Origin of the sequence: Fictibacillus arsenicus (assembly GCF_001642935.1) — a bacterium.
GTDB lineage: Bacteria > Bacillota > Bacilli > Bacillales > Fictibacillaceae > Fictibacillus > Fictibacillus arsenicus_B.
Map to the genome: position 1 here is coordinate 2,864,655 of NZ_CP016761.1, position 26,360 is coordinate 2,891,014.

Annotated in this window: 25 protein-coding genes and 1 other annotated feature; of the genes, 7 read left to right on the plus strand and 18 right to left on the minus strand. The window is 38.9% G+C overall.

Going from position 1 to position 26,360, the window contains the following annotated elements; all coding sequences use genetic code 11:
- Position 1: 1 nt before the first annotated feature.
- Genes ABE41_RS14710 through thpR form a run of 3 tightly spaced genes read right to left on the minus strand, consistent with a single transcriptional unit; the run spans position 2 to position 2,341 of the window.
- Positions 2–928 carry a diacylglycerol/lipid kinase family protein gene (locus ABE41_RS14710; protein ID WP_083207820.1) on the minus strand — a complete coding sequence of 309 codons (927 nt, stop codon included), beginning with the start codon at positions 926–928 and terminating at the stop codon, positions 2–4.
- A gap of 45 nt (positions 929–973) precedes the next feature.
- The gene (locus ABE41_RS14715; RefSeq protein ID WP_066291798.1) at positions 974–1,756 is read right to left on the minus strand and encodes a hypothetical protein; all 783 of its coding nucleotides are present in this window, start codon (positions 1,754–1,756) and stop codon (positions 974–976) included.
- Positions 1,757–1,780: 24 nt separating this feature from the next.
- Positions 1,781–2,341, minus strand: coding sequence for an RNA 2',3'-cyclic phosphodiesterase (gene thpR / locus ABE41_RS14720; RefSeq protein WP_066291803.1), 561 nt, complete (start codon positions 2,339–2,341; stop codon positions 1,781–1,783).
- Between the two features lie 116 nt (positions 2,342–2,457).
- Between thpR and cysK the strand changes: the two genes are divergently transcribed.
- Positions 2,458–3,393 carry a cysteine synthase A gene (gene cysK, locus ABE41_RS14725; protein ID WP_066291806.1) on the plus strand — a complete coding sequence of 312 codons (936 nt, stop codon included), beginning with the start codon at positions 2,458–2,460 and terminating at the stop codon, positions 3,391–3,393.
- A 287-nt stretch (positions 3,394–3,680) separates the two neighbouring features.
- Here the strand turns inward: cysK and ABE41_RS14730 are convergent, their stop codons facing one another.
- The 3 genes from ABE41_RS14730 to ABE41_RS14740 are packed head-to-tail and all read right to left on the minus strand — an operon-like array spanning position 3,681 to position 7,314.
- Positions 3,681–4,859: an MFS transporter gene (locus tag ABE41_RS14730; protein ID WP_066291808.1), complete on the minus strand. Its 1,179-nt coding sequence runs from the start codon at positions 4,857–4,859 to the stop codon at positions 3,681–3,683.
- Between the two features lie 25 nt (positions 4,860–4,884).
- The gene (pepV, locus tag ABE41_RS14735) at positions 4,885–6,285 is read right to left on the minus strand and encodes a dipeptidase PepV (protein ID WP_066291810.1); all 1,401 of its coding nucleotides are present in this window, start codon (positions 6,283–6,285) and stop codon (positions 4,885–4,887) included.
- 24 nt (positions 6,286–6,309) lie between these two features.
- Positions 6,310–7,314 carry a potassium channel family protein gene (locus ABE41_RS14740; protein WP_066291816.1) on the minus strand — a complete coding sequence of 335 codons (1,005 nt, stop codon included), beginning with the start codon at positions 7,312–7,314 and terminating at the stop codon, positions 6,310–6,312.
- A gap of 430 nt (positions 7,315–7,744) precedes the next feature.
- Here ABE41_RS14740 and ABE41_RS14745 point away from each other — a divergent pair, with 430 nt between their 5' ends.
- Positions 7,745–7,963 carry a DeoR family transcriptional regulator gene (locus tag ABE41_RS14745; protein ID WP_066291818.1) on the plus strand — a complete coding sequence of 73 codons (219 nt, stop codon included), beginning with the start codon at positions 7,745–7,747 and terminating at the stop codon, positions 7,961–7,963.
- Between the two features lie 70 nt (positions 7,964–8,033).
- Here the strand turns inward: ABE41_RS14745 and ABE41_RS14750 are convergent, their stop codons facing one another.
- Both ABE41_RS14750 and ABE41_RS14755 read right to left on the minus strand, forming a co-directional pair.
- Positions 8,034–8,663 carry a PRC-barrel domain-containing protein gene (locus ABE41_RS14750; protein WP_066291824.1) on the minus strand — a complete coding sequence of 210 codons (630 nt, stop codon included), beginning with the start codon at positions 8,661–8,663 and terminating at the stop codon, positions 8,034–8,036.
- Positions 8,664–8,705: 42 nt separating this feature from the next.
- A complete protein-coding gene (locus ABE41_RS14755) occupies positions 8,706–9,434 on the minus strand; it encodes a pseudouridine synthase (protein ID WP_066291827.1) in 729 nt (242 codons plus the stop codon).
- Between the two features lie 100 nt (positions 9,435–9,534).
- On the opposite strand from ABE41_RS14755, the gene ABE41_RS14760 reads away from it, so the two are divergent.
- Complete coding sequence (locus ABE41_RS14760; RefSeq protein ID WP_066291829.1) at positions 9,535–9,972, plus strand: DUF6884 domain-containing protein; 438 nt, start codon at positions 9,535–9,537, stop codon at positions 9,970–9,972.
- A 50-nt stretch (positions 9,973–10,022) separates the two neighbouring features.
- Here the strand turns inward: ABE41_RS14760 and ABE41_RS14765 are convergent, their stop codons facing one another.
- A complete protein-coding gene (locus ABE41_RS14765; RefSeq protein WP_066291831.1) occupies positions 10,023–11,627 on the minus strand; it encodes a putative polysaccharide biosynthesis protein in 1,605 nt (534 codons plus the stop codon).
- A gap of 237 nt (positions 11,628–11,864) precedes the next feature.
- Between ABE41_RS14765 and ABE41_RS14770 the strand changes: the two genes are divergently transcribed.
- Positions 11,865–13,127, plus strand: a complete 1,263-nt coding sequence (locus ABE41_RS14770) for a BaiN/RdsA family NAD(P)/FAD-dependent oxidoreductase (RefSeq protein ID WP_066291832.1) — start codon at positions 11,865–11,867, stop codon at positions 13,125–13,127.
- Between the two features lies 1 nt (position 13,128).
- Here the strand turns inward: ABE41_RS14770 and ABE41_RS14775 are convergent, their stop codons facing one another.
- From ABE41_RS14775 to ABE41_RS14805, 6 genes are all read right to left on the minus strand, one after another.
- A complete protein-coding gene (locus ABE41_RS14775) occupies positions 13,129–13,317 on the minus strand; it encodes a sporulation protein Cse60 (protein WP_066291835.1) in 189 nt (62 codons plus the stop codon).
- Between the two features lie 87 nt (positions 13,318–13,404).
- The gene (locus ABE41_RS14780) at positions 13,405–14,040 is read right to left on the minus strand and encodes an SDR family oxidoreductase (RefSeq protein WP_066291837.1); all 636 of its coding nucleotides are present in this window, start codon (positions 14,038–14,040) and stop codon (positions 13,405–13,407) included.
- A 564-nt stretch (positions 14,041–14,604) separates the two neighbouring features.
- Positions 14,605–16,524 carry a putative bifunctional diguanylate cyclase/phosphodiesterase gene (locus tag ABE41_RS14785; RefSeq protein WP_066291838.1) on the minus strand — a complete coding sequence of 640 codons (1,920 nt, stop codon included), beginning with the start codon at positions 16,522–16,524 and terminating at the stop codon, positions 14,605–14,607.
- Between the two features lie 138 nt (positions 16,525–16,662).
- Positions 16,663–16,965 carry a rhodanese-like domain-containing protein gene (locus ABE41_RS14790; protein ID WP_066291841.1) on the minus strand — a complete coding sequence of 101 codons (303 nt, stop codon included), beginning with the start codon at positions 16,963–16,965 and terminating at the stop codon, positions 16,663–16,665.
- A 14-nt stretch (positions 16,966–16,979) separates the two neighbouring features.
- Positions 16,980–19,400, minus strand: coding sequence for a leucine--tRNA ligase (gene leuS / locus ABE41_RS14795; protein ID WP_066291843.1), 2,421 nt, complete (start codon positions 19,398–19,400; stop codon positions 16,980–16,982).
- A gap of 279 nt (positions 19,401–19,679) precedes the next feature.
- Positions 19,680–19,907, minus strand: a binding site (T-box leader).
- Positions 19,908–20,038: 131 nt separating this feature from the next.
- Entirely contained in the window at positions 20,039–21,238 is a 1,200-nt protein-coding gene (locus tag ABE41_RS14805; protein ID WP_066291847.1) for an MDR family MFS transporter, read from the minus strand.
- 163 nt (positions 21,239–21,401) lie between these two features.
- On the opposite strand from ABE41_RS14805, the gene ABE41_RS14810 reads away from it, so the two are divergent.
- Both ABE41_RS14810 and ABE41_RS14815 read left to right on the plus strand, forming a co-directional pair.
- Positions 21,402–22,367, plus strand: a complete 966-nt coding sequence (locus tag ABE41_RS14810; protein WP_066291852.1) for a tRNA modification radical SAM protein MnmL/YtqA — start codon at positions 21,402–21,404, stop codon at positions 22,365–22,367.
- Positions 22,364–22,939: a tRNA 5-(aminomethyl)-2-thiouridylate-methyltransferase MnmM gene (locus ABE41_RS14815; RefSeq protein ID WP_066291855.1), complete on the plus strand. Its 576-nt coding sequence runs from the start codon at positions 22,364–22,366 to the stop codon at positions 22,937–22,939. Before ABE41_RS14810 ends, ABE41_RS14815 begins: the two co-directional genes overlap by 4 nt.
- Before the next feature lie 316 nt (positions 22,940–23,255).
- On the opposite strand, the gene ABE41_RS14820 is transcribed toward ABE41_RS14815, so the two are convergent.
- Positions 23,256–24,326, minus strand: coding sequence for a tetraprenyl-beta-curcumene synthase family protein (locus ABE41_RS14820; RefSeq protein ID WP_066291857.1), 1,071 nt, complete (start codon positions 24,324–24,326; stop codon positions 23,256–23,258).
- Between the two features lie 28 nt (positions 24,327–24,354).
- Positions 24,355–25,155: an alpha/beta hydrolase gene (locus ABE41_RS14825; protein WP_066291859.1), complete on the minus strand. Its 801-nt coding sequence runs from the start codon at positions 25,153–25,155 to the stop codon at positions 24,355–24,357.
- Between the two features lie 321 nt (positions 25,156–25,476).
- On the opposite strand from ABE41_RS14825, the gene ABE41_RS14830 reads away from it, so the two are divergent.
- On the plus strand, positions 25,477–25,995 hold the full coding sequence (locus tag ABE41_RS14830; protein ID WP_066291862.1) for a gamma carbonic anhydrase: 519 nt from the start codon (positions 25,477–25,479) through the stop codon (positions 25,993–25,995).
- Here the strand turns inward: ABE41_RS14830 and ABE41_RS14835 are convergent.
- Positions 25,985–26,356 (minus strand): VOC family protein, encoded by a 372-nt coding sequence (locus tag ABE41_RS14835; RefSeq protein ID WP_066291865.1) that lies wholly within the window; start codon positions 26,354–26,356, stop codon positions 25,985–25,987. The genes ABE41_RS14830 and ABE41_RS14835 overlap by 11 nt on opposite strands.
- Positions 26,357–26,360 lie beyond the last annotated feature (4 nt).

A 26,360-nucleotide genomic window follows, 5' to 3' on the forward strand; every position in this document is an offset into this window, starting at 1 on the left:
TTTAAACTTTTATCGGTACAGACAGAGGATTTATTTCAATGGAAACTGGTGTTGTTCCTTTATATTCACCATCCGCATGAATCGCAACTGGTCTATTAGTATTCACTGTAATATTACGGCATGTAAACTGTGAAACTCCTTGCACTTTTACATGTCCGCCCCAAAAGACTGAAATAAAAAGCATAAGAAGTTTTGTTAACGAGATATTATGTACAACACACACATCCAGTCTTCCATCGTTGTAACGAGCCTCCGGGCATATTTTCATACCCCCTCCATAATAGGGCATGTTTCCAACCGCTACAAGCCATACCGTATCAAAAGTATGCACCTGCCCATCGATCTCAAGTTCCACAGAAGCTGGTTTAAAGGATTTCAAAACTTTAAAAAGTGTAATAACATATGCAAAAGTTCCTAATCTCATCCTGTGAAGAACTTTTTTGTAACGAGCTTCATTTGTATATCTGGCAACTTCTCCGTCAAGGCCGATTCCAATCGCACTTAAAAAAACTTGATCCTTCATGCTTCTTCCGATCATATGGATAAGCCCGGCATCACTTTTGATTAACCTGTTTCTTTTTAAATAGGCAATTTGACTTTTACTGCCTTTGATTTTTTTTGCAAGTACACGAACAATGTCATTTCCTGAACCACCCGAAATAAAGCCAAGAGGGATTTCAGGGTGATCTTTTATCCCATTGAACACCTCATGGATTGTCCCATCTCCGCCTACCGCGATGATAGCTTTAATAGAATCTTTGTTTATGTAAATTATTTTCTTAGCTATTTCAACAGCATGGCCTTTGTGCTCTGTATAGAAAGTTCGATATGAAATCTCTTCTTTATCTAAATCCTTTTTTAACCGATTGAATGCTCTCACTGCTTTTGAGTTATTCGTATTAATTATAAAAAAGTATCTTTTCATCATTTAAGTCCTCGATTGTTTGTTTTACAATCAATTCGACAATATGTATCAAATTCCTTCAAAACTTAACTCAGACTCGTTTGTTAAAGGATCTTTTCTATAAAGAGAATTCGTCACACCGATTCCTAAGATATCCGCAACAAATTTTAATTGCTGACTCTTCACTGGTGCAGGTTCATGGATGATCTTCATATGCCATTCTTTAAAATTCCGTTTATCAACGTAGTTTATTTTTCTCCAGTCGTTTGAAAGATCTATAAATGCATCCGGTGCTATTATGGTTTGCTGGATTGAAAGCTGTTCTTTATATAGTTCAGTCCATCCTTTGATTATACTGTTCATCCTCTCAAGCCTGACAACCGGACTTAATCTTGTTTCTTTTTGCTCTGGACTGACATTTTTCCAAAAGCGCTTATTCTCCGCTTCCTGCCAAATCCCTTCACCGCTCAGCCAGACAATAAGTGATATCATTGCAGGGCCTGCTAAAATTACATCAAGTTCAACCGGAGCACTTTTAATCCGTAATACTGGCTCATAAAATAAAAAGTAATTATCAGGGATTTCTTGTGTCAGAAATTGTAGCTGCTGGTCTCTTATATATTTCTGATCAACGTTCGAAACTTCTTTTACAGTAGAAGTTGCCCAGTTCATTTGATTTTGAAAAAGGGTTCTTCTGAATTCCTTATGCAAAAGTTTACGGCTCTCTTCTTCATTGCCAGGAAAAAAAGCTTTCCAGCGGTTTTCCTTAATACGCATAAATAGAGATTGATAATGATAAAGGTTCTTTTCATACCGTGAAACATAATCTTGTATTTTAACAAGCTGTGCCATTCTTTTTTCCCCTCCTCCTGCTGCTTATCTAGTTAATGAAAAGGACTGTACAATCTGATATTTCGGCTGCTTTTCAAAATGTGTTTCATATAGAACAACATTTTCTGCCAGGAATTGAATTTCCCTCCCATAAATATCCCACCATTTTTCTGAATCAACAGGCAGTGCTGATGAATCTAAATGTTTTCGTGCAAGTGTAATATGAGGAGAGTAGGATCTTTTCTCTAAGGTGAAATCAGCCTGCCTGCATGCAAATGCCACTTGTTTTTGAAGGTTATATAATTTAACCTGTTCTTCAACACCAGTCCAAAAGATTCTTGGGTTCTCTTTGTTTCCAAAGAAACCAAAATGGTTAATGTTTAATGCAAAGGCTTCATACTTTTGCACGGTCTCTTGTAATAAAGGATTCAATATCATTAATTGATCGCGTGCTGCTTTTCCTAAAAAAGCGAGTGTAATATGATAATCATCGGGATGAACCCAAGTTTTAAATGAATGCTCCTTTTTTATTTCTTGGCACATTTGATCAAGAGTTGATTTTACATCGGCCTGCAGCTGCAGTGCCACAAATAAATGCCTTTCCATATAATTCACCGCTTTCCATTATTTATTTTATCAGATATTCGTATCCCTCTATCTGCTTTTTTACCGAATAGATTATTTGTTATACTAATAGAAGTAATAAAAAGGGAGTGCAAATTATGAGAGTCGTAACAAACATCGCGGAACTGATTGGAGATACACCTATTGTTAAATTAAACCGCTTGCCTCATTCAGAAGGTGCAGATGTGTACGTTAAGCTTGAGTACTATAATCCTAGCCGAAGTCTGAAAGATCGAGCTGCTTATAATATGATTATTGAAGCCGAGAAAAAAGGCGATTTAAAAGAAGGTTCTACGATTATTGAACCGACTTCCGGAAATACAGGGATCGGACTTGCTATGAATGCTGCAGCAAGAGGCTATAAATCTATAATAGTTATGCCAAATACGATGACTGAAGAAAGAATAAATTTATTAAAAGCCTATGGAGCAAAAGTTGTACTGACTCCAGGGGATGAAAAAATGCCTGGAGCGATAAAGAAGGCAAGAGAACTTGCAGCAGAAATTCCAAACAGCTTCATGCCTATGCAATTTGAAAACCCTTCTAATCCAGATGCTCACAGGCAAAGTACAGCAATTGAAATAAAAGAAGCCATCGAAGAAATAGGCAAACCATTTACTGCATTTATTGCACCGGCTGGAACTGGCGGAACAATAACGGGTACAGGTGAAACGCTTAAATCAATGTTTCCTGACCTAACCGTTCACGTTGTAGAGCCTAAAGGATCTCCTGTACTTTCTGGCGGAAAACCAGGAAAACATAAGCTCGTGGGAACTAGTCCCGGCTTCATCCCTGCGATTTTAAACCAAAACGTATATGATGAAATTGTTCAAGTAAATGATGAAGACGCTTATGACATTACAAGACGTCTTGCTTCAGAAGAAGGCATACTTGTAGGTCCATCTTCTGGTGCTGCTGTTTTCGCAGCTCTAAAGATAGCAGAAAGACGAAAAAAGGGAGAAGTAGTGATCTGCATGACTTGTGACTCAGGCGAACGCTACCTCTCAAGCGATCTATTTCAATTTAATTCATAAGAGATAAAAAGACATCCCAGAATACGTTCGGGATGTCTTTTTAAATGCGCAGCAGTCTCACACCTTTGATTTTGTATGCTAGTTCTTCGCGAAAAAACAAAATAAATTGAGACCAAACAAAAATGGCTGTTAACCGAACAAAAAAGTGGAGCAACCGAACAATTTTTCTTCTTAACCTAACAAAATAGTACTTTCACCAAAAGATGTCCGCCTAAAAAGACACCATCTCCTTAAGTGTTTTCTTTATTGCGCTCCAATTAACTCAACAACGAAGAATCTTAAGCTCTTTAAATTGATCTGTGTACAAGAACGGGTTCTTGTTCCATTTTTGAAAGAATAATAACCATCAATAGACCCGCAAATGAAAGGACTCCAAAGAACAAGTACGTATAAAAGATTGAAAATTTATCAAAAATAATTCCGCCAACAAACGTACAAAACCAAGAACCAAGTCCGTTCCCCACAGCTGAATATAATGAAACTGCAGTCGCTCTTACCTCACTAGGCGTATACATCCGAACATACTCCATTGCTGCTGGAATGAATAGACCAACTGAAAACCCTTGAGCAATGGTGGTAGCCAAGACAATTGAAAAGGACGGCTCAAAAAAGTAGAAAGTCCAGCGAACAGCAGAGACTGCTGCTGCAAACATCATAATCTGCATCATGCCCCATTTTTTGATCGTAAGCCCAGCAAATTTCATAAAAGGAGCTTCACTGCCTGCAGCTAATAAAAAAGCGAGTCCTACACCAGCAAGAGTGCCTCCCGTTTCCTGAATATAAAAACCAAAATAAAAGTTATTTGCAAAAATCGGTCCAAAAACAAGGAATGTAGCGATAAGAAAAATAATAAAAGAGGGCATTTTTATCAGCTTATCAATACCCTTTTTCATATCCGTTTTTAGTGACTGATTTTCTTTTGGCATATTAAATACAAACAAAATACACAGAAAAAGAACTGCTGCAAACATATAAAATATTACTTGGGTACCAAAAGTTTCAGCAAGTCTTCCTGCGATATATACCGCAATTGCGAAACCTACAGCACCGAACAGCCTATAGTTCCCATACTGCTTGTTCTCTTTTTGAACATAATTAAGTAATATACTGTCTGATACAGGTACAAGAGCACTTTGCATAAATGAGAATAATATGAGCAGCAGCAAGAGCCACAAATACGAATCCAGCAATAATATACTGTATCCCAATCCAGCTGTTAATAATAAGGTTAAGCCCAGTACTGACCGCGGACGTCGTGAAAAGTCGGTGATCATCCCCCAGAGAGGCTGAGCGAAAATCATGACAACAGGACTAATGGACATTAATGTACCTATTTCAGTCCCGCTAAGTCCCACTTCTTCCTTAAAATACACACCCAATAAGGGAAATAAACTTCCTAGACCAAAAAAGAAAAGCAAATAAAAGCCTTTTAAACTGATTGAGGTTTGATCAAAAGTTTTGTTCATGATGTTTTCCTCTTCTCTTTCTTACCTATTTTGCCAGCTCATAAATAGCTTGAGCGTATATAGCTGAAGCTCGCAATAAATCGTCAATATACATATACTCATCTTTTTGGTGAGCCACATCTTCTCGGCCTGGGAACAATGCACCGAAAGCAACTCCTGTATTCAGAGACCTAGCGTAAGTACCGCCTCCAATTGCAATCAAATCTCCTTTTTCCCCTGTCTGCTCTTCGTATACTTTTTGCAGTGTTTTGATCAATGGATGTTTTTCATCAACATAATTTGGAGGATTATTTTCGATGATTCTGAGATCCCAATTATCATCCTTCGCCCTCTTAAATAGTGTCTCTTCTATTTCATTACTGTTATGTGTAACCGGATAACGGATGTTCAATCCAACTTTGCCGCCATCAGAATTAAATTTCATTACTCCCGAATTTACGGTTAATTTCCCGCTAGCATCATCCTCAGCTGCAATCCCAAGCTTATTACCGGTGTATTCCCCTGTAACAGCTTCGAGTAAAGCCAAGAATGCTTTCCCTTGCCCCGAAAAAGTATATCCGTTCAAAAATTCCGCAAGCTCTAAACCTGCATTTTTGCCGATTTCAGGTGTACTGCCATGCGCAGATTTTCCTTCTGTCTGCAATTTTATTTCCCCGTTTTCAATAAAAGAATTACATTGCATGCCCTTACTTTCTGCATAACTTACAAATGCTTTTTCGATATTTTCTAGATCACTGCCTTTTATTTTTGCAGCTGCACGATCAGGAACCATATTCAAACGCTGACCAGATTCGAATGACATAAGTTGAAGACCATCGTAGTTCCCGCTATCGCCGCCTAAGGTGAATTCAACATCAAATATACCCTTTTCGGCATTGATAATCGGAAAATCCGCATCAGGAGCAAAGCCGAAATCAGGCATTTCTTCATTTTTAAAATAATATCTTACACATTGCCAATTGCTTTCTTCGTCACAGCCTATAATCATTCGAACTCTTTTCGATAAAGGAAGCTTTAGTTCCTGAATAATCTTCATTGCATAAAAAGCAGCCATCGTTGGTCCTTTGTCATCAATCGCGCCTCTTGCAAAGATCTTACCGTCTTTTATTTCAGCTCCAAATGGATCAACCGTCCATCCTTCCCCTGCCGGCACAACGTCCACATGGCAAAGAATACCGACCAGTTCTTCCCCGCTTCCCATTTCCAAGTGTCCGGCATATCCATCAACATCTTTGGCTGACATACCGCTTTCTTTTCCTAGATCCAGCAAATACGTTAATGCTTGATGAATTTCTGGACCAAATGGAGCATCCTTTGTTCCTTTCGTTTCATCCAAGATACTTGGGATCTTCAATAGACCTTTTGTATCTTCTAAAAGCTGTTCTTTTCTTTTTTCAACTTCTTCTGACCAATTTATTTTTGACACGCGTTACACCCTTTCCTTTGAAGCCTAAGTGAGAGATTCGTACACTTCTTTACTGCAAATAATATATAGTCTGGCATCTTCACGTATAGGTTCATTTAATTTTTTATTAATACCTAGATCACTTCCGTCAGAAATCAGTGTGGCTCCTTCTTTTAAAAGTCCTTCAAAAGCATCTTTATATGTCTTCCACTCACCTTTTTTCTTTACTTCAAAAAGGTTTTCGCCTTCTTTATATGACAAAAGCTGCGTATAAATTTCTGTGATTCCCCTTGAGAAGGCAGAGCGTACAGCCATTCGAGAAACAGTTTCGTGACTCAAAACAAACTCATCTACTTTAGCATGCCTGAAATTTTGAATGTTTTCCTCTTTTTTTATCTCAACGGTACTATGTATATGGTGGTTAAGCCTTTCAACCGATGTCACTACCAGTAGTGTCTTTCCATCTGCCAATGCTGAATCTTGGATAGAATCATCTGAAAAAACAAGAACGGATTGAGCATCGTTAATGTTAGCCTGCAGCAGCACAGACTCACTTGAAGGATCGCCTTGTATGTAATGTACATTTTTATGTGTTATAGGTGTTATGTTTAATTGGTCGATGAGAACGATGTCTAATTCTGGGTGAGTTTCAATAATCTCAGAAATCGCATACTTTGCTTTCTCAGACCAGCCAATAATAACAAAATGACCTTTTCCTTTAAAATTCAACCTTCCTTCCTCCTTTCGTTTCCGGTGAGCTCCTAAAGCTTCAACCAATTTCCCAATTGCTAAGCCAGCAATGCCAATTCCAATCAAAAAGATAAAAATAGCGTAAGTTCTGCCTGCTATAGTTACCGGATAGAAATCCCCGTAACCTACAGTCGTAACGGTTGTCATTACATACCATAAAGCATCAAACCATCCAGGAAATGTTTCCGGTTCTAATATACGCATAACAATTGAAGAAAAAATGACGATAAAAAAAGTAAAGGAGAAAATCCCTAGTTTGTTTACAACTAGCTGCTTGAAAAATTTTTGTAAGATATACACTTTCATCCCTCCTAACTTTAACGGTATTCATAACTTTTTTCATTGTACCTTATATCATTCTTTTTTGTTATCGTTCTTTTTCAAAGTATTGGAAAATAGAAGGCATTGACATTTTCGGATTTTCGTGTATAATGATGCGTAAATGGGAGGTGTGGTGTGTTACCTGTACTGACAAATATTCCTTAAATGAGGATTATATGTTCTTTACAAAGGTTTTGCTGCATAGCCGCACAGACATCTTTTTGAACTCACACATTATAACAATTGGCTTACGCAGCGAAGAAACCGATATGGATTCTTCGCTTTTTATTTTTTAGAAACAATGGTTCTTCCCGAATTAAAGAGATTGTAATCTAATATTCATACTTCATTAACTTTTGATTGCTATCATATAGTATGTTAACAACTAATTTAAACAAGGAGTGGTTTTTTGAGTCCTTCAACTGACAGAATGTTGAATCGTGTGAAAGCCCTATATTTGTTTATACGCAAGAAAGGTACTGTAACAACACGAGAATTAGTTGAAGAATTTGGAACTACACAGCGAACAATCCAGAGGGATTTGAATGTACTTTCTTATAACAATTTAGTAACAAGTCCTGCCCGCGGAATGTGGGAAACAACAGCAAAAAAAGTAAAAGTATCATAAACAGTTATACAATTATGGATAAGCATAAGAAAAGTTCCCGCAGTATTAATGCGGGAACTTTTTTGTTTATTTATAATTCTTCAGGTGTATTCTTGAGAAGCAAATCAGGAGTACGTTCAATTTTCCACTCTTGTGTTTTCCAATCTGGCTGACCTGTAATCGGCATATATTTTTCATCGTGACCAAATAAACTTTTCCAAAATCCTTCAGAAAGGACAAATCCAACCGCCTGCTGACGTTCAGTATCCATGACAAGATCTTTAATCTTACCAATCTTTTCACCACTCTGGTCTATTACTGGCCAATCCTTTACAGCAAGATAAGAGTAGCATTCAATTGGTTCTTCCTTTTGTCGTTCATTACCTTCAAACACAAGCTTTTCTTCATTAATATCTACGATCTGATGCCAAGGAATAAAGTAAGTTTCTTTAACCTCACTATAATTTGTTTCAGGATAAGCGCTACCTGTCATAGGTGTGTTTTGCGTTCCAATCCCAGATGTTGCCGCGACAACAGATTCCATATGCCGGTCAGCAGGCATTTCCTCACGTTCAGGACTTCTGTTTTCAATCGTGAAAGTAAAATAGCATAAACGGTGATCATACATATTGAATAAAATATCGTTTACTTTATGTTCATCAAGAGGAGCCGCATCATGTTCAGCTTTTGCACCAATTATTTTATCAGCATATAACCTCATTAGGAATCATCCTCCTTTTTATTGGAAGATACCCCTTATAATTTATTCAAAAACATTCTCTTTTTCAGAAAGCAGAGAGAGTTCTTCCTCTGTTAACTCTCTATATGTCCCTAATGGCAAAGTTTCATCAAGTTTTAAGTTACCCATTTGTACTCTTTGAAGATAAGTCACTTTTCTGTCCACCGCTTCAAACATTCTTTTTACTTGATGGAATTTGCCTTCTGTGATGGTTAAGAAGATTTCTGATTCATCCATCGAGTCCTTAACGATTTGTAATTTTGCAGGCTGCGTCTGGTATCCATCTTCTAAAACAACACCTTCTTTAAATTTTTCATAAGTGTTTTCAGGAATAGACCCATTTATTTTTGCAAAATATGTTTTAGGAACATGCTTTTTTGGTGATAGCAAAGTATGTGACAGTTGGCCATCATTCGTTAAAATAAGAAGCCCTTCCGTATCTTTGTCCAATCTCCCAACAGGGAACGGCTCAAAACCTTGATCTTCCAGTTCGAGTAAATCGATTACAGTTTCATGACGTGAATCTTCAGTAGCGGAAATGACACCCTGCGGCTTATTCATCATTAAGTATATAAACTCTTTGTAAACTGCTTCTTCACCATGAACCAAGACATAATCTTTATCAGGATCTGCCTGAGTTTTCGGATCTTTAATCACAGTTCCATTTAAGGTAACTGCACCAGATTTTAATAATTGTTTAACTTCTTTTCTGCTTCCAAAGCCTATATTGGAAAGCCATTTATCAATTCTCATAAGAACCTCCAGTTATATGATCTATTTTTCCTATATTATTGTAAAAAATTGATTGAATTTTATATAAACGGGGTAATTTAGTACTATAGGAGGAATTGGAATGAAAAGGAAAATAGGTCTTCTAGCAACTGCACGGAAAAAAGCTTCAACCCCTTCGGCAGCTATAGATTTATACATAAGCCCGTTATTCGTTAAGTCCGTTCAATACGCACAGAATAATTATGATGACTTCTATTTTTATAGTGCAAAAGAAGGACTATTAACGAAAGATCAATACATTGAACCCTATAATGTGTCCATCAAAAACTTTTCCACTTCTGAAAAACGGGAGTGGGCAGATCAAGTAATCGCTTCATTAGAACAGCATGTTAAACCCTCTCAATGCAGAATCTTCATTCATGGCGGCTGGGTATACCGCGAGTACCTTCAGCCAGCATTAGAAAAAGCCGGTTTCGAATTCGAAGTGCCGCTTGAAGGCTACAGCATCGGCAATCAGCTTAAGTGGTACGACGAACAACAGCAAGAGGTAAAAAAATAATATTCTTCATGGGAAAAGAAGGCTGGATCAGCCTTCTTTTTCATACTCCCTTATTTCCTTCGTTTAAGAAATGGTATCCGGTCTCCTAAAATAATCGTCAGCAGCCCTGATCGGTAACCTAAGAAGATGTATACCACTCCTCCGGTAAGAATTCCCACTGTAAGCTCTATAATGGTATCTAGTCTTGTATCTGGCTTTCCTAATAGTGATGTTATCCCCACAACTGCTATCGACATGATCACGATGAATACTGTCATTAAGACCGTTCTTCGATAAACCCATTTAAATGAAAATCCGCTGTATTTTTTGATGATATACAGGTTAAACAGTATAGATAAGGTATATCCAATATTGGTTGCAATGATTGACCCTGTTCCGGCAAATACTAGTAGAAAAGGTTTGTTAAGCAATAGTTTAGCTAAAAATCCAACGCTTAAACTAATAAAGGCAAACCGCTGCTGATTCAAACCTTGTAAAATCGCTGCTGTAACAGTAAACAACGCAAACCAAATTGCAGTAGGCGCATACCATCTAAGGTAGAAACCTCCCGTTTCCATTGTTGGCATTCCGAACAATGCTCCATATGCAGGATATGCCAGCACAGCTAGACCAATCGCTGCTGGTGCTGTTAAAAACAATACCATCTGAAATGTTTGCGTGATTTGTTTATGCAGTAGATCTTGATTGTTTTGTGTAAAAGATTTAGTAATGACAGGTATTAAAGTCAGAGCAAGTGCGGTTGCAAGTGATACAGGAATCATCACCAGCTTATGTGCAATCTGTGTAATGATCGCAAAGACAGACTCTGATTCTTCTTGTGTATAACCATAGTCTGATAGTGTTTTTACAATCGTAAATTGGTCAATCATTTGATAAAGCGGAATAGCAAGACCAACCGCGACAAATGGTATCGCATATTTAATCGTTTCTAAATAAATATCTTTTAATGAAATATCTGCAACAGGTTTGCTTTTATCGTACATTTTTTGCAGATGAGGCTTTCTTTTTGTCCAATACCATATCAAGACAATAAGCCCTGCAACAGCACCAAGTGTTGCAGCAAATGTAGATAATGCAACAGCTGTTGTAGTGTTTCCATCTAATAAATTCATAACGATAAAGCTGGCTATGAGAATAAATAGAATTCTGACAATCTGTTCAACCACTTGGGAGACAGCTGTAGGTCCCATGGATTGAAAGCCTTGAAAATACCCCCGGATCAAACTCATGGAAGGTACGATAATTAAGGCTGTACTAACCATCCTGATAACTAATGTAATATCCTCGATACTGTTGCCTTTTCCGCCGCGTTCATCAATAATCTGATGGGCAAGTGCAGGGGCTAGCATATACAGGATGAGAAATGCTAGGAATCCAGTTAAAGTCATGACTAGCAATCCAGATTTAAGCAGCTTTCTTCCTGCTGCATAATCGCCTAGTGCGTTATATTTAGAAACAAATTTAGAAACAGCAAGCGGTACTCCCATTGTGGAAATACTAAGTAATATCGTGTATGGAATATAAGCATAACCGTATAAAGCCATGCCTGGTTCTCCTACTAAATTGGTAAACGGAATAACAAAGATCAATCCAATAAATTTCGAGAAAAATGTAGCTGCAGATAAGATCAATGTTCCACGAAGTAATCGCGACAAACTTTTTCAGCTCCTATTAAAATCAATAAAGAAAATTTGCCTGACATCACTGTGTCCGGTCAGGCTTTATACATAAACTAAAAAACATTATTAGTATTGTATCACATTAAAAGCCCGTGTAACCTCATTTAACTTTTTGCAAAAAAGTAAGGAATTGAAAATACATAGCCTTTTTTGTAAAGCTGTGCTATTGTATGAAATGATTTTTAACTGAACGATTAAGAAAGTTGGGATGTTATGATTTATGATTGTATTGTCATTGGAGGAGGTCCATCAGGTCTAATGGCTAGTGTTGGAGCTGCATCGAACGGTGCTCGTGTTCTTCTGATTGATAAAGGTGAAAAACTTGGCCGTAAACTTGCTATTTCTGGCGGAGGACGGTGCAATGTTACAAACCGTTTGCCTGTAGATGAGATCATTAAGCACATTCCGGGCAACGGACGTTTCCTGTATAGTGCTTTTTCTGTATTCAACAATGAGGATATTATTTCTTTCTTTGAAAGTTTAGGAATTAAACTTAAAGAAGAAGATCATGGGCGTATGTTCCCTGTTTCTAATAAAGCAACGGATGTTGTACAAGCACTTTTAAATAAGATTAAAGAGCTAGGTGTTCTAATCCGGACGAATACACCTGTTAAGACTATAAATTATAAAGAAGAATTACACGAAGTTATCCTGCTAAATGGAGAAGTACTAAAAACAAAATCTATCGTTATCGCTGTTGGAGGAAAGTCTGTTCCGCATACAGGATCAACAGGTGATGGTTATGCATGGGCAAAAAAAGCTGGCCATACGATTACAGAACTGTATCCGACAGAAGTACCGATCACTTCAAATGAAAGCTTTGTAAAACAAAAAACACTGCAAGGAATATCACTAAGAAACGTGGCGCTCTCAGTCTGGAACCCTAAAGGCAAAATAATCAAAGCCCACCAAATGGATATGATTTTTACCCATTTCGGAGTATCTGGACCAGCCGCATTGCGCTGCAGCCAATATGTAGTAAAAGCTCTGAAAAAATTCGGCGTTCCTTCAATTGAAATGAGAATTGACTCATTTCCAGATGAAAATGAAGAAGCTCTTCTTTCCACTATCCAAAAAAGAGTTGATGAGGAACCAAAAAAGGCTGTGAAAAACGTTCTGAAAGGAATGCTACCTGAGAAGTATCTTTTATTCTTAATTGAAAACGCCGGCATTGATGGCGACATTTCAGCTGATCAAATCCCTAAGCAATCATTGCGTAATCTAACTCAGCAAATGAAAGGTTTTTCGTTTCATGTTAATGGGACGTTATCCATCGAAAAAGCTTTTGTAACAGGCGGCGGAGTCTCTATAAAAGAAATCGCACCTCAAACAATGGCTTCGAAAATCCAGGAAGGTCTATTCTTTTGCGGAGAAATTCTGGATCTGCATGGCTACACAGGCGGTTACAACATAACAGTAGCTTTTGTGACTGGCAACATAGCGGGGACAAATGCCGCTTATCATGCGCTTGGCTAATCTATTTTTTATAAATAATCATAGCTGAAAAAGAAAACATAGTAGAGTTTTCTTCATGTACGTTTTCACAAACAGCTATCTGATACTTAATATCAATAATATGATCATGAGGAATACCACTTAAAAACTCGTTCACACTTTCCTCCAGATCATCTTCATGTTCTTCATCAAAAACTTTAACCTGTATCATAAAAAGCATCCCCCTAAGAATGAGTCTCTGCATGAGCATTCGTTCAGAGAGGATGCTTTTCCTTTGTTGGACTTTGACTAGTTTTGTCTATATGTTTTCGATCGCATTTCGAATTGGAGTTTCTCCTTCTATCAGTTCAAAAACTTTGCGATACACATGCTCATTGCCCAAACAAGCTGCGATTGTTCTCGCTACATCCGCCCTTGGAATAGATCCATGTTCATTTAATTTTTGCTGCGCATTAATTAATCCCATCCCGTCTTCATCTGTTAATGCACCAGGACGCAAGATCGTGTAGTTTAATGAACTTTCCATCAGTACCTGATCAGCGTTCCCCTTTGCTTTTAAATAGTGCTGAAGACTCTCCGGTCCTTTTTCTGGTGTATCAGCTGCTATTGAGCTCACCATGATAAACTGCTGAACAGAATGCTTTTCAGCAAGCTTGATTGATTGTACAGCTCCTTCATAATCTACTGCATCTGTTTTCTCAGGACCTGTATGTCCACCAGAACCCGCTGTAAATATAACAGCATCTGCTCCATCAAATACATGTTCAAAATCTCTCTCTAAGTCCCCCAGCACAGCTTCAATATTTTCATGTTTAAAATGATCCTGCTGCTCTTCTTTTCTAACCATCGCTTTAACTGTATGACCTTGTTCAGCAAGCATGACACTTGTAAGTTTTCCGATATTCCCGTTTGCTCCAATAATAAGAACGTTCATTATCATCCACTCCTTCAACTTGAATACTTATGTATTGTTTCACTAATCGGCTTTTGTAAAACATCGCTAGTAAGGGAGGGTGTGTGGCGAGAGTAGGGTGAGTTTGTAATTCTAGAAGAGTCGCTTGTAGTCAAGAGAACCGTTCGTAAATCTCGAGAAATGCTCATAAATCCCGAGAACCGCTCATAAATCTCGAGAACCGCTCATAAATCCCGAGAACCGCTCATAAATCCCGAGAACCGCTCATAAAACTCGAGAACCGCTCGTAAAACAGTATTCCCCTTAATCAAAAAGGCTCTATTCTAAAAGATTGTTGCTTACGATTATTTTATTCCTTCGCTTCATTGATAAGTTGATTGGAGTGTAAGGTGCGAGACTCCTGCGGGACGAGTGTGACAGGTGAGACTCCTAATGGTGCATTGCGCCAGGAGGCTCACCGCACGCCCCGCGGAAAGCGAGCACCTGGAACGGAAATCAACTACTTTCAATAACAACAAAGATTGCGAAAACAGCCATTAAAAAAGACCCAAAAAGCCATTTCCAACTGGCTTTTTGAGTCTTTTACTAATTAATCACCATATTCTCTTGAAGATACTTTTCTAGTTCTTCAGGCTGTAAAGGCTTAAACAAATGGTATCCTTGCCCGTACATACAACCTTGTTCCAATAGAAAATCAATTTGTTTACAGCTTTCGATACCTTCAGCAATAACATGAAAACTAAGATTATGACCCATATCAATTATGGTTTTTGCGATTGCACCAGCTTTCGGATCCGTCAAGATATCATCAATGAACATTTTATCAATCTTTAGAGTATCTACAGGCAGCTGCCGTAAATACGTTAAGGAAGAATAGCCTGTACCAAAGTCATCAATTGATATCCGTATCCCTTTCTCTCTTAGACGGTTAAGAACCGGCAATGTTTCTTCCATGCTTTCCATTGTTGTACTTTCTGTAATTTCTAGTTCAAGAGAAGATGCAGGAAAATGGGTCTCGATTAAAATACTTTCCACTCTGTCCACAAACGATTCTTCCAAAAGCTGTCTTACTGAAATATTTACTGATATCAAGAGATCATCAAAGCCATTTTGATGCCATTTAGAACCTTGCATACAAGCGTTTTTTAATACCCATTCGCCGATTGGCAGGATCATTCCTGTATCTTCAGCAATAGGAATAAATTCTCCTGGTGAAATGATCCCTTCCGAATCTTTGTTCCATCTTAATAAGGCTTCTACACCAGCTATTTTTCTTGTATGGAACTGTACTTGCGGCTGGTAGACAAGAAACAGTTCATTCTTTTTCAAGGCTTTTCTCAAACCGTGTTCAAGGTTCAGCCTTCTTTCCATTTTGCCATCATGCTGTTCGGTAAAAAATTGATACGTGTTTCGACCGCGGTCTTTTGCCTGATACAAAGCTGCGTCTGCTCTTTTTAAAAGAGTTTCACTGTCAGATCCGTTTCCTGGGTATAAACTTATTCCGATACTTGGTGTCGTGAAGACTTCTTTACCGCTTAATAAGAATGGCTTTGTAAAAGAACATATGATATCCTCAGCCACTATTCTTACTTCTGCTGCATCTTTAAATTCCATGAGAATAAGGAATTCATCTCCGCTTCTTCTAAACACTTGACCTTTTCCTGCAACTGTTGATTTCAGCAAATCCGCTACCTTTTGAAGTAAAAGATCTCCAAAGCTATGACCAAGTGTATCGTTGAGCACATTAAAGCGATCCAGATCTAAGAACAGCAACGCCAGGTTCCCCTGTTTTAAATCAACTTCGTTCATTTTCTGTTCGATGGTCTCCATAAATCCATTACGATTTGGCAGTCCTGTTAATTCATCAAAATAAGCCATTTGATTAATTGTCATTTCAGCATGTTTGCGTTCTGTTATATCAATCAGAATTGAATTAAAATCAACAAGTTCTCCCTTTTCATTTAAAAATGGTATTCCTCTGTCCTGAATCCATCTGATGTCTCCGTCTGGACGAAGAATTCTGTATTCACTCGTAGCAATAATCCCTTTTTCAATATCAGATGCACGCATTATAATAATTTCAAGATCATCAGGATGGATCACTTTTTTCCATAAATCCACATCATCATAAAATGCTTGAAGCGGATAGCCATAAAGTTTTTCAATACCAGATGTGATAAGAAGCTTATTCGTTTGCAAGTTATGTGACCAAATCGCAACATCAATGCTGTCAAAAACGTTTTGAAGATTGCCCCTGCTTGCTTCTAATTCTGCATGGGTTTCTTTATGTTTTTTTATTTCCTTCTCAAGATCTATGGCGTAGCTGTCTTTTTCCTTCAGCATTTTATAGACAAAAATTCCAAACACAAAAACAACGCCGATTTCTAAAACATACAACCATATATTTTGAGTATAGATCGACCCTATTGAGCCCGCTAAATGAATAGTAAAAAAAGCAGCAATTATGCTTAACCACTTCTTTTTGTTTGAATGAATAAATGCCATGAGAGCCTCCAGGGTACACAGTATACCCTTACTATCGGCTGAAGTTCCTTAATTTTTCACTCTTCGTGATAATTAGATATGTTAAATTTTTTCTTCATGTAAAAAACCCCCTGCTTATTAAAGCAGAGAGTTTCATGGTTATTCTTTATTATATTCAAGCATGCCGCCAGTCATATTTTTTACTTTATAGCCTTGATCTAATAAGAAGTATGCTACATTTTCACTTCTTCTTCCAGAACGGCAAATAATGATATGTTCTTCGTTCTTATCGATCTCAGTTAATCGGTCTGGTATATCACCCATTTTAATATGGGCTGCTTCAGGAATTTTCCCTTCAGCAACTTCCTCGTCTTCTCGAACATCGATCAAGGATACTTTCTTGCCATCTTTTAATAATCGTTTCACTTCGGAAGGTGAAATTTCTTCTAATTCATAGTCCATTGAAAAAGCCTCCTTTAGTTTGCCACGATATTTACGAGTTTGCCAGGTACAGTGATTATTTTGCGAATCGTTTTGCCTTCTATGCTTTGTTGTACAGCTTCTTCTTTTAAAGCAACTTGCTCCATATCTTGTCCGCTGCTGTTTGCCGGAATCGTCATCTTCGCTTTTAATTTACCGTTTACTTGAACGACGATCTCAACTTCATTTTCAACTAGCTGCGCTTCATCCCATACTGGCCAGGCTTCATATGCGATGCTTCCTTTACCACCAAACTTTTCCCAAAGTTCCTCGCAAATATGCGGTGCGATCGGAGAAAGCATTTTTACAAAGCCCTGAACTAATTCCTTAGGAAGTGTCTCCTGCTTATTGGCTTCGTTAACAAATACCATAAGCTGTGAGATAGCCGTATTAAAACGAAGACCTTCATAATCCTCCGTTACTTTTTTAACAGTCAGATGGTAAAGACGGTTAAAAGAATCTGTTCCTTTAGTATCTTGAATCGCCGGATTCAGGCTCACACCATCTTCTGAAACTAACAATCTCCAAACACGGTCAAGGAAACGGCGGGCACCATCAAGACCTGTCGTACTCCATGCGATAGAAGCATCCAGCGGTCCCATAAACATTTCGTATAAGCGAAGTGTATCCGCACCATGACTCACAACAATTTCATCAGGATTAACGACATTGCCTTTTGACTTACTCATCTTTTCGTTGTTTTCACCAAGAATCATACCTTGGTTAAACAAGCGCTGGAACGGTTCCTTCGTTGGAACAACTCCAAGATCGTACAGCACTTTGTGCCAGAAACGTGCATATAGAAGGTGCAATACTGCGTGTTCTGCTCCGCCAATATAAATATCTACCGGCAGCCAATGCTCCACTTTTTCAGGAGATGCCAGCTGCTCTTCATTTTTAGGATCGATGTAGCGAAGGTAATACCAGCAGCTTCCTGCCCACTGCGGCATTGTATTTGTTTCACGGCGGCCCTTCTTGCCTGTTGTTGGATCAACAACATTTACCCATTGTTCCTCATTAGCAAGTGGTGATTCGCCTGTTCCTGAAGGTCTGATTTCTTTCATTACTGGAAGAAGTAATGGAAGTTCTTCTTCAGGGACAGTTGTCATTGTGCCGTCTTCCCAATGAATCACTGGGATAGGCTCTCCCCAATAACGCTGACGGGAGAATAGCCAGTCACGAAGACGATAAGTAATCTTCTTCTCACCTTTTCCGTTCTCAACAAGCCATGCATTCATTTTTTCGATCGCTTCGACTTTTTGCATGCCGTTTAAGAAATCAGAGTTCACATGCTCGCCATCACCTGTATAAGCTGCTTCAGCTACATTTCCTCCAGCAACTACTTCTGCAATCGGAAGCTCAAATTTAACAGCAAACTCGTGATCACGCTCATCATGAGCAGGAACAGCCATAATAGCTCCAGTTCCGTAGCTTGCTAGTACATAGTCGGCTATCCAGATTGGAAGCTTTGCACCTGTTACCGGATGGACCGCATATGCTCCAGTAAACACGCCTGATTTTTCTTTTGCAAGCTCTGTACGCTCAAGGTCAGACTTCGTTTCTACTTGCTTTTGATAAGTTGTTACTGCTTCAAGCTGTTGGTCTGTAACGATCTCTTTTACAAGCTTATTTTCAGGAGCAAGGACAAGATACGTTGCACCAAATAGTGTGTCAGGTCTTGTTGTAAACACTGTAATTTTAGAAGAATGACCGTCTACGTCAAAATGAACTTCTGCACCTTCTGAACGTCCGATCCAGTTACGCTGCATATCTTTCAAGCTCTCAGGCCAATCCAAGTCTTCAAGGTCTTCTAAAAGTCTGTCCGCATAAGCCGTAATCTTAAGCATCCATTGTTTCATTGGTTTACGGACTACAGGGTGACCTCCGCGTTCGCTCTTTCCATCGATAACTTCTTCGTTAGCTAGAACTGTTCCAAGTGCTTCACACCAGTTAACCGGAACTTCATCAACGTACGCCAGACCTTTTTTATAAAGCTGGATAAAAATCCATTGCGTCCACTTGTAATAAGATGGATCTGTTGTATTAACTTCACGGTCCCAATCATAAGAGAAACCTAATTCTTTAATCTGTCTGCGGAATGTATTAATGTTTTGCTCTGTAAACTCTGCAGGGTCATTACCTGTATCAAGTGCATATTGTTCAGCAGGAAGACCGAATGCATCCCAGCCCATTGGGTGAAGTACATTATAGCCTTGCATGCGTTTCATACGGGAAAGAATGTCAGTTGCTGTATATCCTTCCGGGTGTCCTACGTGAAGACCTGCTCCAGATGGATATGGAAACATATCTAATGCGTAGAACTTCTTTTTGTCATATTCTTCTTTCGTTTGGAATGTCTTGTTCTCATCCCAAAAATGCTGCCATTTTTTCTCGATTGTTTTGTGGTTATAATACATAACCGTTCCTCCTTCATTGACCCCTGCTTTTTGTTAAGTATATAAGGCTTTTTAGCAATCTCTCCTGTTGATCTCCGCTCCAGGATGCTCGCTTTCCGGGGGGGCGTGCGGTGAGCCTCCTCTGCGCTTTGCGCCGTAGGAGTCTCACCTGTCCCGCTAATCCCCCAGGAGTCTCGCACCTTGCGCTCCTATCAACTTTCAAGGATGTTTTTAAAAAAACGACCATGACAACTTTCTTTTAAAAAGCCAAATAAAAAAACCTCCCGCCCCTAATAAAACATTAGGGACGAAAGGTTAGATCACAATTTTAAACCTGCCGCGGTACCACCCTGATTAACGCAAAAATCACGTTCACTCAAACTAACCTTAACGCGGCGGGACGGCAAGTATTACTTTATTCACACTTGCAACTAAAGGGTGAGTTCAAAAAAGTCCGGGTTGACTTGCACCAGCCGTCAACTCTCTAAATGCCATTCTTTTTTTACTAGTCCCTCTCATCGTTATTAACGAATAAAAGATGTTAATTTGTATTTTATGAATTCTTTTAAAAAATGTCAAGGTTGTTTGAACTAATATAACCTAATTTTTCCTTTTTTAAACTAATATCCTACTAGGCAAAATGATCTGCCCATACTTTTTTAAACAGCTGCGGATTGAGATGGGTTAGTTTTTCTAATAGACTGCCTGTTTCGAATGTAAACAATGGTCAGCATAAATGCGAGGACCATTAACCCAATAATCGTTTGAAATAATATACTTATATTAAAGAGGTCTGCGATCATTCCCCCAAATAAAGGACCCAGCATCCTGCCGCCTGTCGCTGTGCTATTAACAATTCCCTGGTAGAACCCTGCACGGCCCTGAGGAGCAAGTTCTGCCGCAATACTCGGTACGCCTGGCCAAACTAGCATTTCACCTATTGTCAGTACAATCATAGCAATCATAAATCCGCTAAAGTCCTTCGCGTTTCCTACAATCACAAACGAGATGATAAATATGACATATCCGACAAGTATTTGGCTTGTTGTTGAGTGCAGCCATTTCTTTAGAAAAACATTTATTAAAGGCTGTCCGAGAACGATAAACAATCCATTCACGGTCCACAAAAGACTGTACATCTTTAATGTCACACCTAAATCCTGCGTGTATGAGGCAATGGTCGATTGCCATTGAACATAACCAATCCAGGCTAACAAGTATCCCCCGCAAAGAATTAGTAAGGCGAAGAAAGCTTGTTTATTATGAATACGCTTTTTTTGTGAGAAAACAGTTTGAACGCTGCCGCTTTCATTTTCCTCTATCCCTTTAAAACCAAATAATACGATCATAAAGAAAAGTAATGAAAGAGCAGAACAGCTGATAAATGATAATGTGAAAGAATAAGAGGCAGCTAATCCGCCAAGCGCAGCACCTAGAGCGACACCTACATTTTGCGCGATATAGATGCGATTAAAAGCTTTTCTTCCGCCTTCTTTCCACATCGTACCGGCAAGTGCGTACATGGAAGGAAAAACGATTCCCATTCCAAATCCCATAAAGACCAGCAAGATGCTGTAGGACCAGAAATCATGAAACCAAATCAATAAAAATGAAGTGGTAAATGAAATAGAAACCCCAAGCATGATCGTGCGATATCCGCCTAGTTTGTCAAAGAGCAAACCGCCTGTTAAATTCCCTATGATGCCTGCACCAGAATTCAGTAATAATACGATTCCGGCTATGGTTAAAGATTTACCTAAATGCTCATGCATGAAGATGGTATTGATCGGCCAAAGAAAACTTGAACCTGTAACATTCAGTGCCATACCTATAATGAGCAGCCACACTTTCGCTGGCATGAAGATCCCCCGCTTACCATGATGTCATAAAAACCCTTCTGTATTTTAGTCCTTTTTCCTGAACTTTACAACGAAAATAAATTACAGCTATTTTGCCGCTCATCCCTTGTACATGCTACAATTGTCTTGGTGCTCTTCACCGGGGAAAAAAGGAGTGAACAGGTTGATACACCTAATAGAAAAACCCGCTTATTTTGGCGATAAAAGATATTACACGTGGAACCACCATTTAAAATCTCACTTCGGAGAAAAAATTATCAAAATCCCTTTAGACGGAGGATTTGATTGTCCAAACCGAGATGGAAATGCGGCTTTCGGCGGCTGTACATTTTGTTCGCAAAGCGGTTCAGGAGATTTTGCGGGGAATCGCCGTGATGATATTATTACACAGTTTCATACAGTAAAAGAACGCATGCAATCTAAGTGGAAAAAAGGAAAGTATCTAGGCTATTTCCAGGCTTTTACGAACACATACGCTCCTGTTGAAAAGTTAAAAGAAATGTACGAGACGGTTCTTGAGCAAGAAGATGTTGTTGGTCTAGCTATCGCTACTCGTCCTGACTGTCTTCCTGATGATGTCGTGGAATATCTGGCTGATTTAAATAAACGTACGTATTTGTGGGTTGAACTGGGGCTTCAAACCGTACATGAAAGAACTGCTATGCTTATTAATCGTGCACACGATTATCAGACATACGTTGAGGGTGTTAACAAACTGCGGAAACACAATATTAGAGTCTGCTCCCACATCATTAATGGACTACCGCTCGAAACGCCTGAAATGATGATGGAAACTGCACGTGAAGTTGCAAAACTGGATGTTCAAGGTATTAAGATACATCTATTGCATCTATTAAAAAAGACTCCGATGGTAAAGCAATATGAACAAGGCATGCTTGATTTTCTTGATTTTGAAACATATGTAAACCTTGTATGCGATCAGCTCGAAATTATTCCTCCAGATATGATGATTCACCGTTTAACGGGTGATGGTCCTTCTGATCTCTTAATTGGACCTATGTGGAGTTTAAATAAGTGGAAAGTGCTTAATGCCATTGAAAGCGAACTGAAACGCAGAAACAGCTTTCAGGGGAAATTTTATTTAAAAGACGAGGTGAACTCTTTATGAAATTAGAAGGTGTTCTCCCTTTTGCAAGAACTCTTCTTCGTTCATTTTGTTCGCAAGGTGATATCGCTATTGATGCTACATGCGGCAATGGCAATGATACTTTGTATTTATCAAAGCTAGTAGGTAAAGATGGACAAGTATTTGCTTTTGATATTCAGGAGCGGGCAATTGAAAAATCTAAACTGCGGTTAACAGAAAACCAAGCTGATGATAATGTAACGTTTTTTCACGCTTCGCATGATGAAATGATAAAACAGCTTCCTGAGTTCGCAATAGGTAAAGCCTCAGCTGCGATTTTTAACCTTGGCTACTTGCCTGGAAGTGATAAGTCGATCACAACAAAAGGTTCTTCTACAATCGATGCGATCAAACAGCTGCTTCATATATTAAAACCTGAGGGCATCATCATATTGGTAATTTATCATGGTCATGAAGAAGGAAAACGAGAGAAAGATCTTGTGTTGGATTTTGTGAAAAATCTTGATCAGAAAAAAGCACACGTACTGCAGTATGATTTCATTAATCAAAAAAACGATCCTCCATTTGTTGTAGCGATCGAAAAAAGAGGCTGATATCAACGTACTTATGTTGATTCCCTTTTTATTTGGCTCTTCTTTAAAAGATTGCTTACTTAGTTCATTCTCTTCATTGTTAAGTTGATTGGAGTGCAAGGTGCGTGCCACCTACCTGATTACACTTCATGCAAGGCATGCGACGAGGAAGATGGCTTCGATAGGATTTCTAGCAGACGCAGGAGCACACATGCTTCTTTGACCCACAGGCTTACATATAAAGGAGGCTCACCGCACGCCCCGCGGAAAGCGAGCATCCTGGAACGGAAATCAACCACTTACAAGAACAACAAAGATTGCAATAACAGTCTTTTTATTACGAAAGCGATGGCTTTAATTTCTGGTACACTTTTCGGTTTACGTAAAAGAAGTAGCTCGTTGCGCCTCCTACTTTTACAAGTTGTGATGCCATTTTTTTAATCACCGGGCATTCAGAAACTTTGCGGTCTGCTAAATAAATTCCGAGCAGGCCTCTTTGGATTAGTCGATGAAATTTTGAATTGGGTAATTTCGAACAGCTGCTTTCCGCTTCTTTTGCGAAATAGACCATGCGCTCAAGCATGTGCTGTTCATTTTTATAGTACGTACAAAAGTTAAGATCCCCTTCAAGCTTGTCCTCATTTTGATCAATAAAATAATCCAGCAGAATATGTAATCCCTGCAGCCAAGGGAAGTAACCTTTTGTAATTGTTTTGGCAGATTCTTTTGTGAAATCGCCTTGAAAAGCATAGCTGACGAGACAAAAGATACCAAGTGTCGAACCAGCACAAGCGGAGAATTCATACCATGTTATATCAGGCAGAACAGACTGATATTCCCCAAACCAACTGATCAGACGAGGTTCCCTTTCCTGCACCACAACATGCTTATGAACTTGAAGATCGCAATAAATTTGGGCAAGTCCTATCAGCTCACTTGCAATGTTCGGATATGCCTGCATTTCCGATAATACCTTTTGACAGGCTAATACAAGATCAGCAAGGTATCCGCCGTCCTCTTGCTCATCCCTGTACCTGTAGTAGTTAACTGGTTTTACCCCTGGACTAAGTGCATGGAACATACTTTCATGAAGTGCCCTGAAGTCCTTTTCACTAAGAGAGGTACTCCGATCACAGAGGTTATCTAAATAATCACTGATCGTTTGGTAAGCTACTACAAATTCTATGGCTTTTTTTCGATGCTGTCCGGCGAGAAGAGTAAGGATGGCGCCGCCTTCACAGTGAAACATCTTATTCGAAATGCTGCTTAAAGCCTGCTGCCTCAATTCAGGATCAGGTATTTTCTCTGCTTGATCACGCCAATCTTGTAGCAGCTGGCTGACAGTTGGAAAAACTTTCGTGTAAACGGAATACATCAATCCCCATGGGTGAACCGGAACTTTGTTCATATAGATGCTCCTTTTGATTATTCTTTCTTTACCTTTTTCCTTTATTGGCTTCACTATGCAGATATAAAAATCTTTTTACGTATTCAAAGACATTTTCCCGCTCAGGTTCGTTTAAAACTTCGTGATACAGTGAAGGAAATTCTTTATACCATTTCTCTTCTAGATAAATGCCATTAAACCAGCGTTTTACGGCATCCTTATCTACAATTAAATCGTCACCCGCCTGAAGCAGCAGTAATGGGATGTTTGGAAAGGATTTATAATGTTCGAATGCATGCTTAATTGAAGCCGTCAGTTCCCGATACCACCTTACTGAAACTTTTTTAACGATTAATTTATCCTCTTTATCCCTTACTCTTATCTCTTCATTTCTTGTTGCACTGCCTTCTGGCAAGTTTGTTGCAAGCCTTACACCAGGTGCGAATTTGTTCAATAACCGTGAAAGGGCTTCTTTTCCTTTTGAAGGATAATGAACTAACCCAAGACAAGGTGAAGATAAAACAACAGCCTGAACATCCAAGTTCCTCTCCATTAACGTACGTATAACAGCGAGTCCGCCCATACTGTGACCTAATATATACACTGGCAATCCAAGTTTTTTACCCTCTAGAAACCAGTTCTCAATTGTAAAGATGTACTCATCAAATGTATCGATGTGTCCTCTTCTTCTCGTTGTTGTGCCTTGACCTGGGAGATCTCCAGAAACACAGTGAAAACCGGACTCATTCAATTGCTTTATAACCCAGTCGTACCTTCCATGATGTTCGTTTGCACCATGTACGACTACAATCGTACCTTTAGCTTCCCCATCTGTCGTCCAAGTCCACATATATTCCACCCTCTTCCCTATTCATATAGGTATACGATTTGCTAAACTATACTTAATTAATGGCTCATTTCTAAAAGATTGTTGCAGTGCTTCTGAACATTTTTTGTTGAGTACGCTTCTTTGACTAGTTGGTTGGAGCGCAAGATGCGAGACTCCTGCGGGATCAGTGGGACAGGTGAGACTCCTAAAGGCGCAAAGCGCGAGGAGGCTCACCGCCCGCCACGCGGAAAGCGAGCATCCTGGAGCGGAAGTCAACAACTTCTAATAGCCACAATGTTTACGAAAACAGCCTAATTAATAAAAATACAGGATGTGTATACAATGATTTATCCTTATGGAGACAAGAAACCTAAAATTTCTGAAACTGCGTTTATTGCAGACTATGTGACAATTACAGGTGATGTTCAGATTGGAGAGTACTCTTCTATTTGGTTCAACACATCAATTCGGGGGGATGTTTCCCCCACAAAAATCGGCAATTATGTAAATGTACAAGATAATTCTGTACTTCATCAAAGTCCGAATCGCACACTACAATTAAAAGACGGGGTAACAGTTGGTCATAGCGTTATTCTGCATAGCTGTACTATTGAGGAAAACGCATTAATCGGCATGGGTTCATTGGTGCTTGACGGAGCACATATCGGTAAAGGTGCCTTTATAGGTGCAGGAAGTCTTGTACCTCCCGGAAAGGTTATACCGCCAAATACTCTTGCTTTCGGAAGACCGGCAAAAGTAATACGTGAATTGACAGAAGAAGATATTAAAGATATGGATCGTATACGTCGGGAATATTATGAAAAAGGACAATACTATAAGACACTTCAGACTAAACGTTAAATTCGATTAAGTTTCCATCAGGATCACTCACAAATACCTGATGCCAATCGGTTTTATTGTTTGGTTTATTTACATATTTAACACCGTGTGCGTCAAGAGTCTGGATTAGTTTATCCATATCTTCAACCCTAATCGCAAAATGACCGTCTCTGCTGTCAATTTCGGTCGTGTTTCTTCTGGCTTTTCCTTTATTGTGAACAATTAAATGAAGCTGTGTATCGCCAATATCATACCAAACGCCCGGAAAATCAAATTGAGGGCGTTTTTTATTTTGTTTAAAACCTAAGATACCTTCGTAAAAATATAATGATTCCTTCAAGTTTGTAACCAGTAGTGAAACATGATGTATTCCTTTGTACATGTGC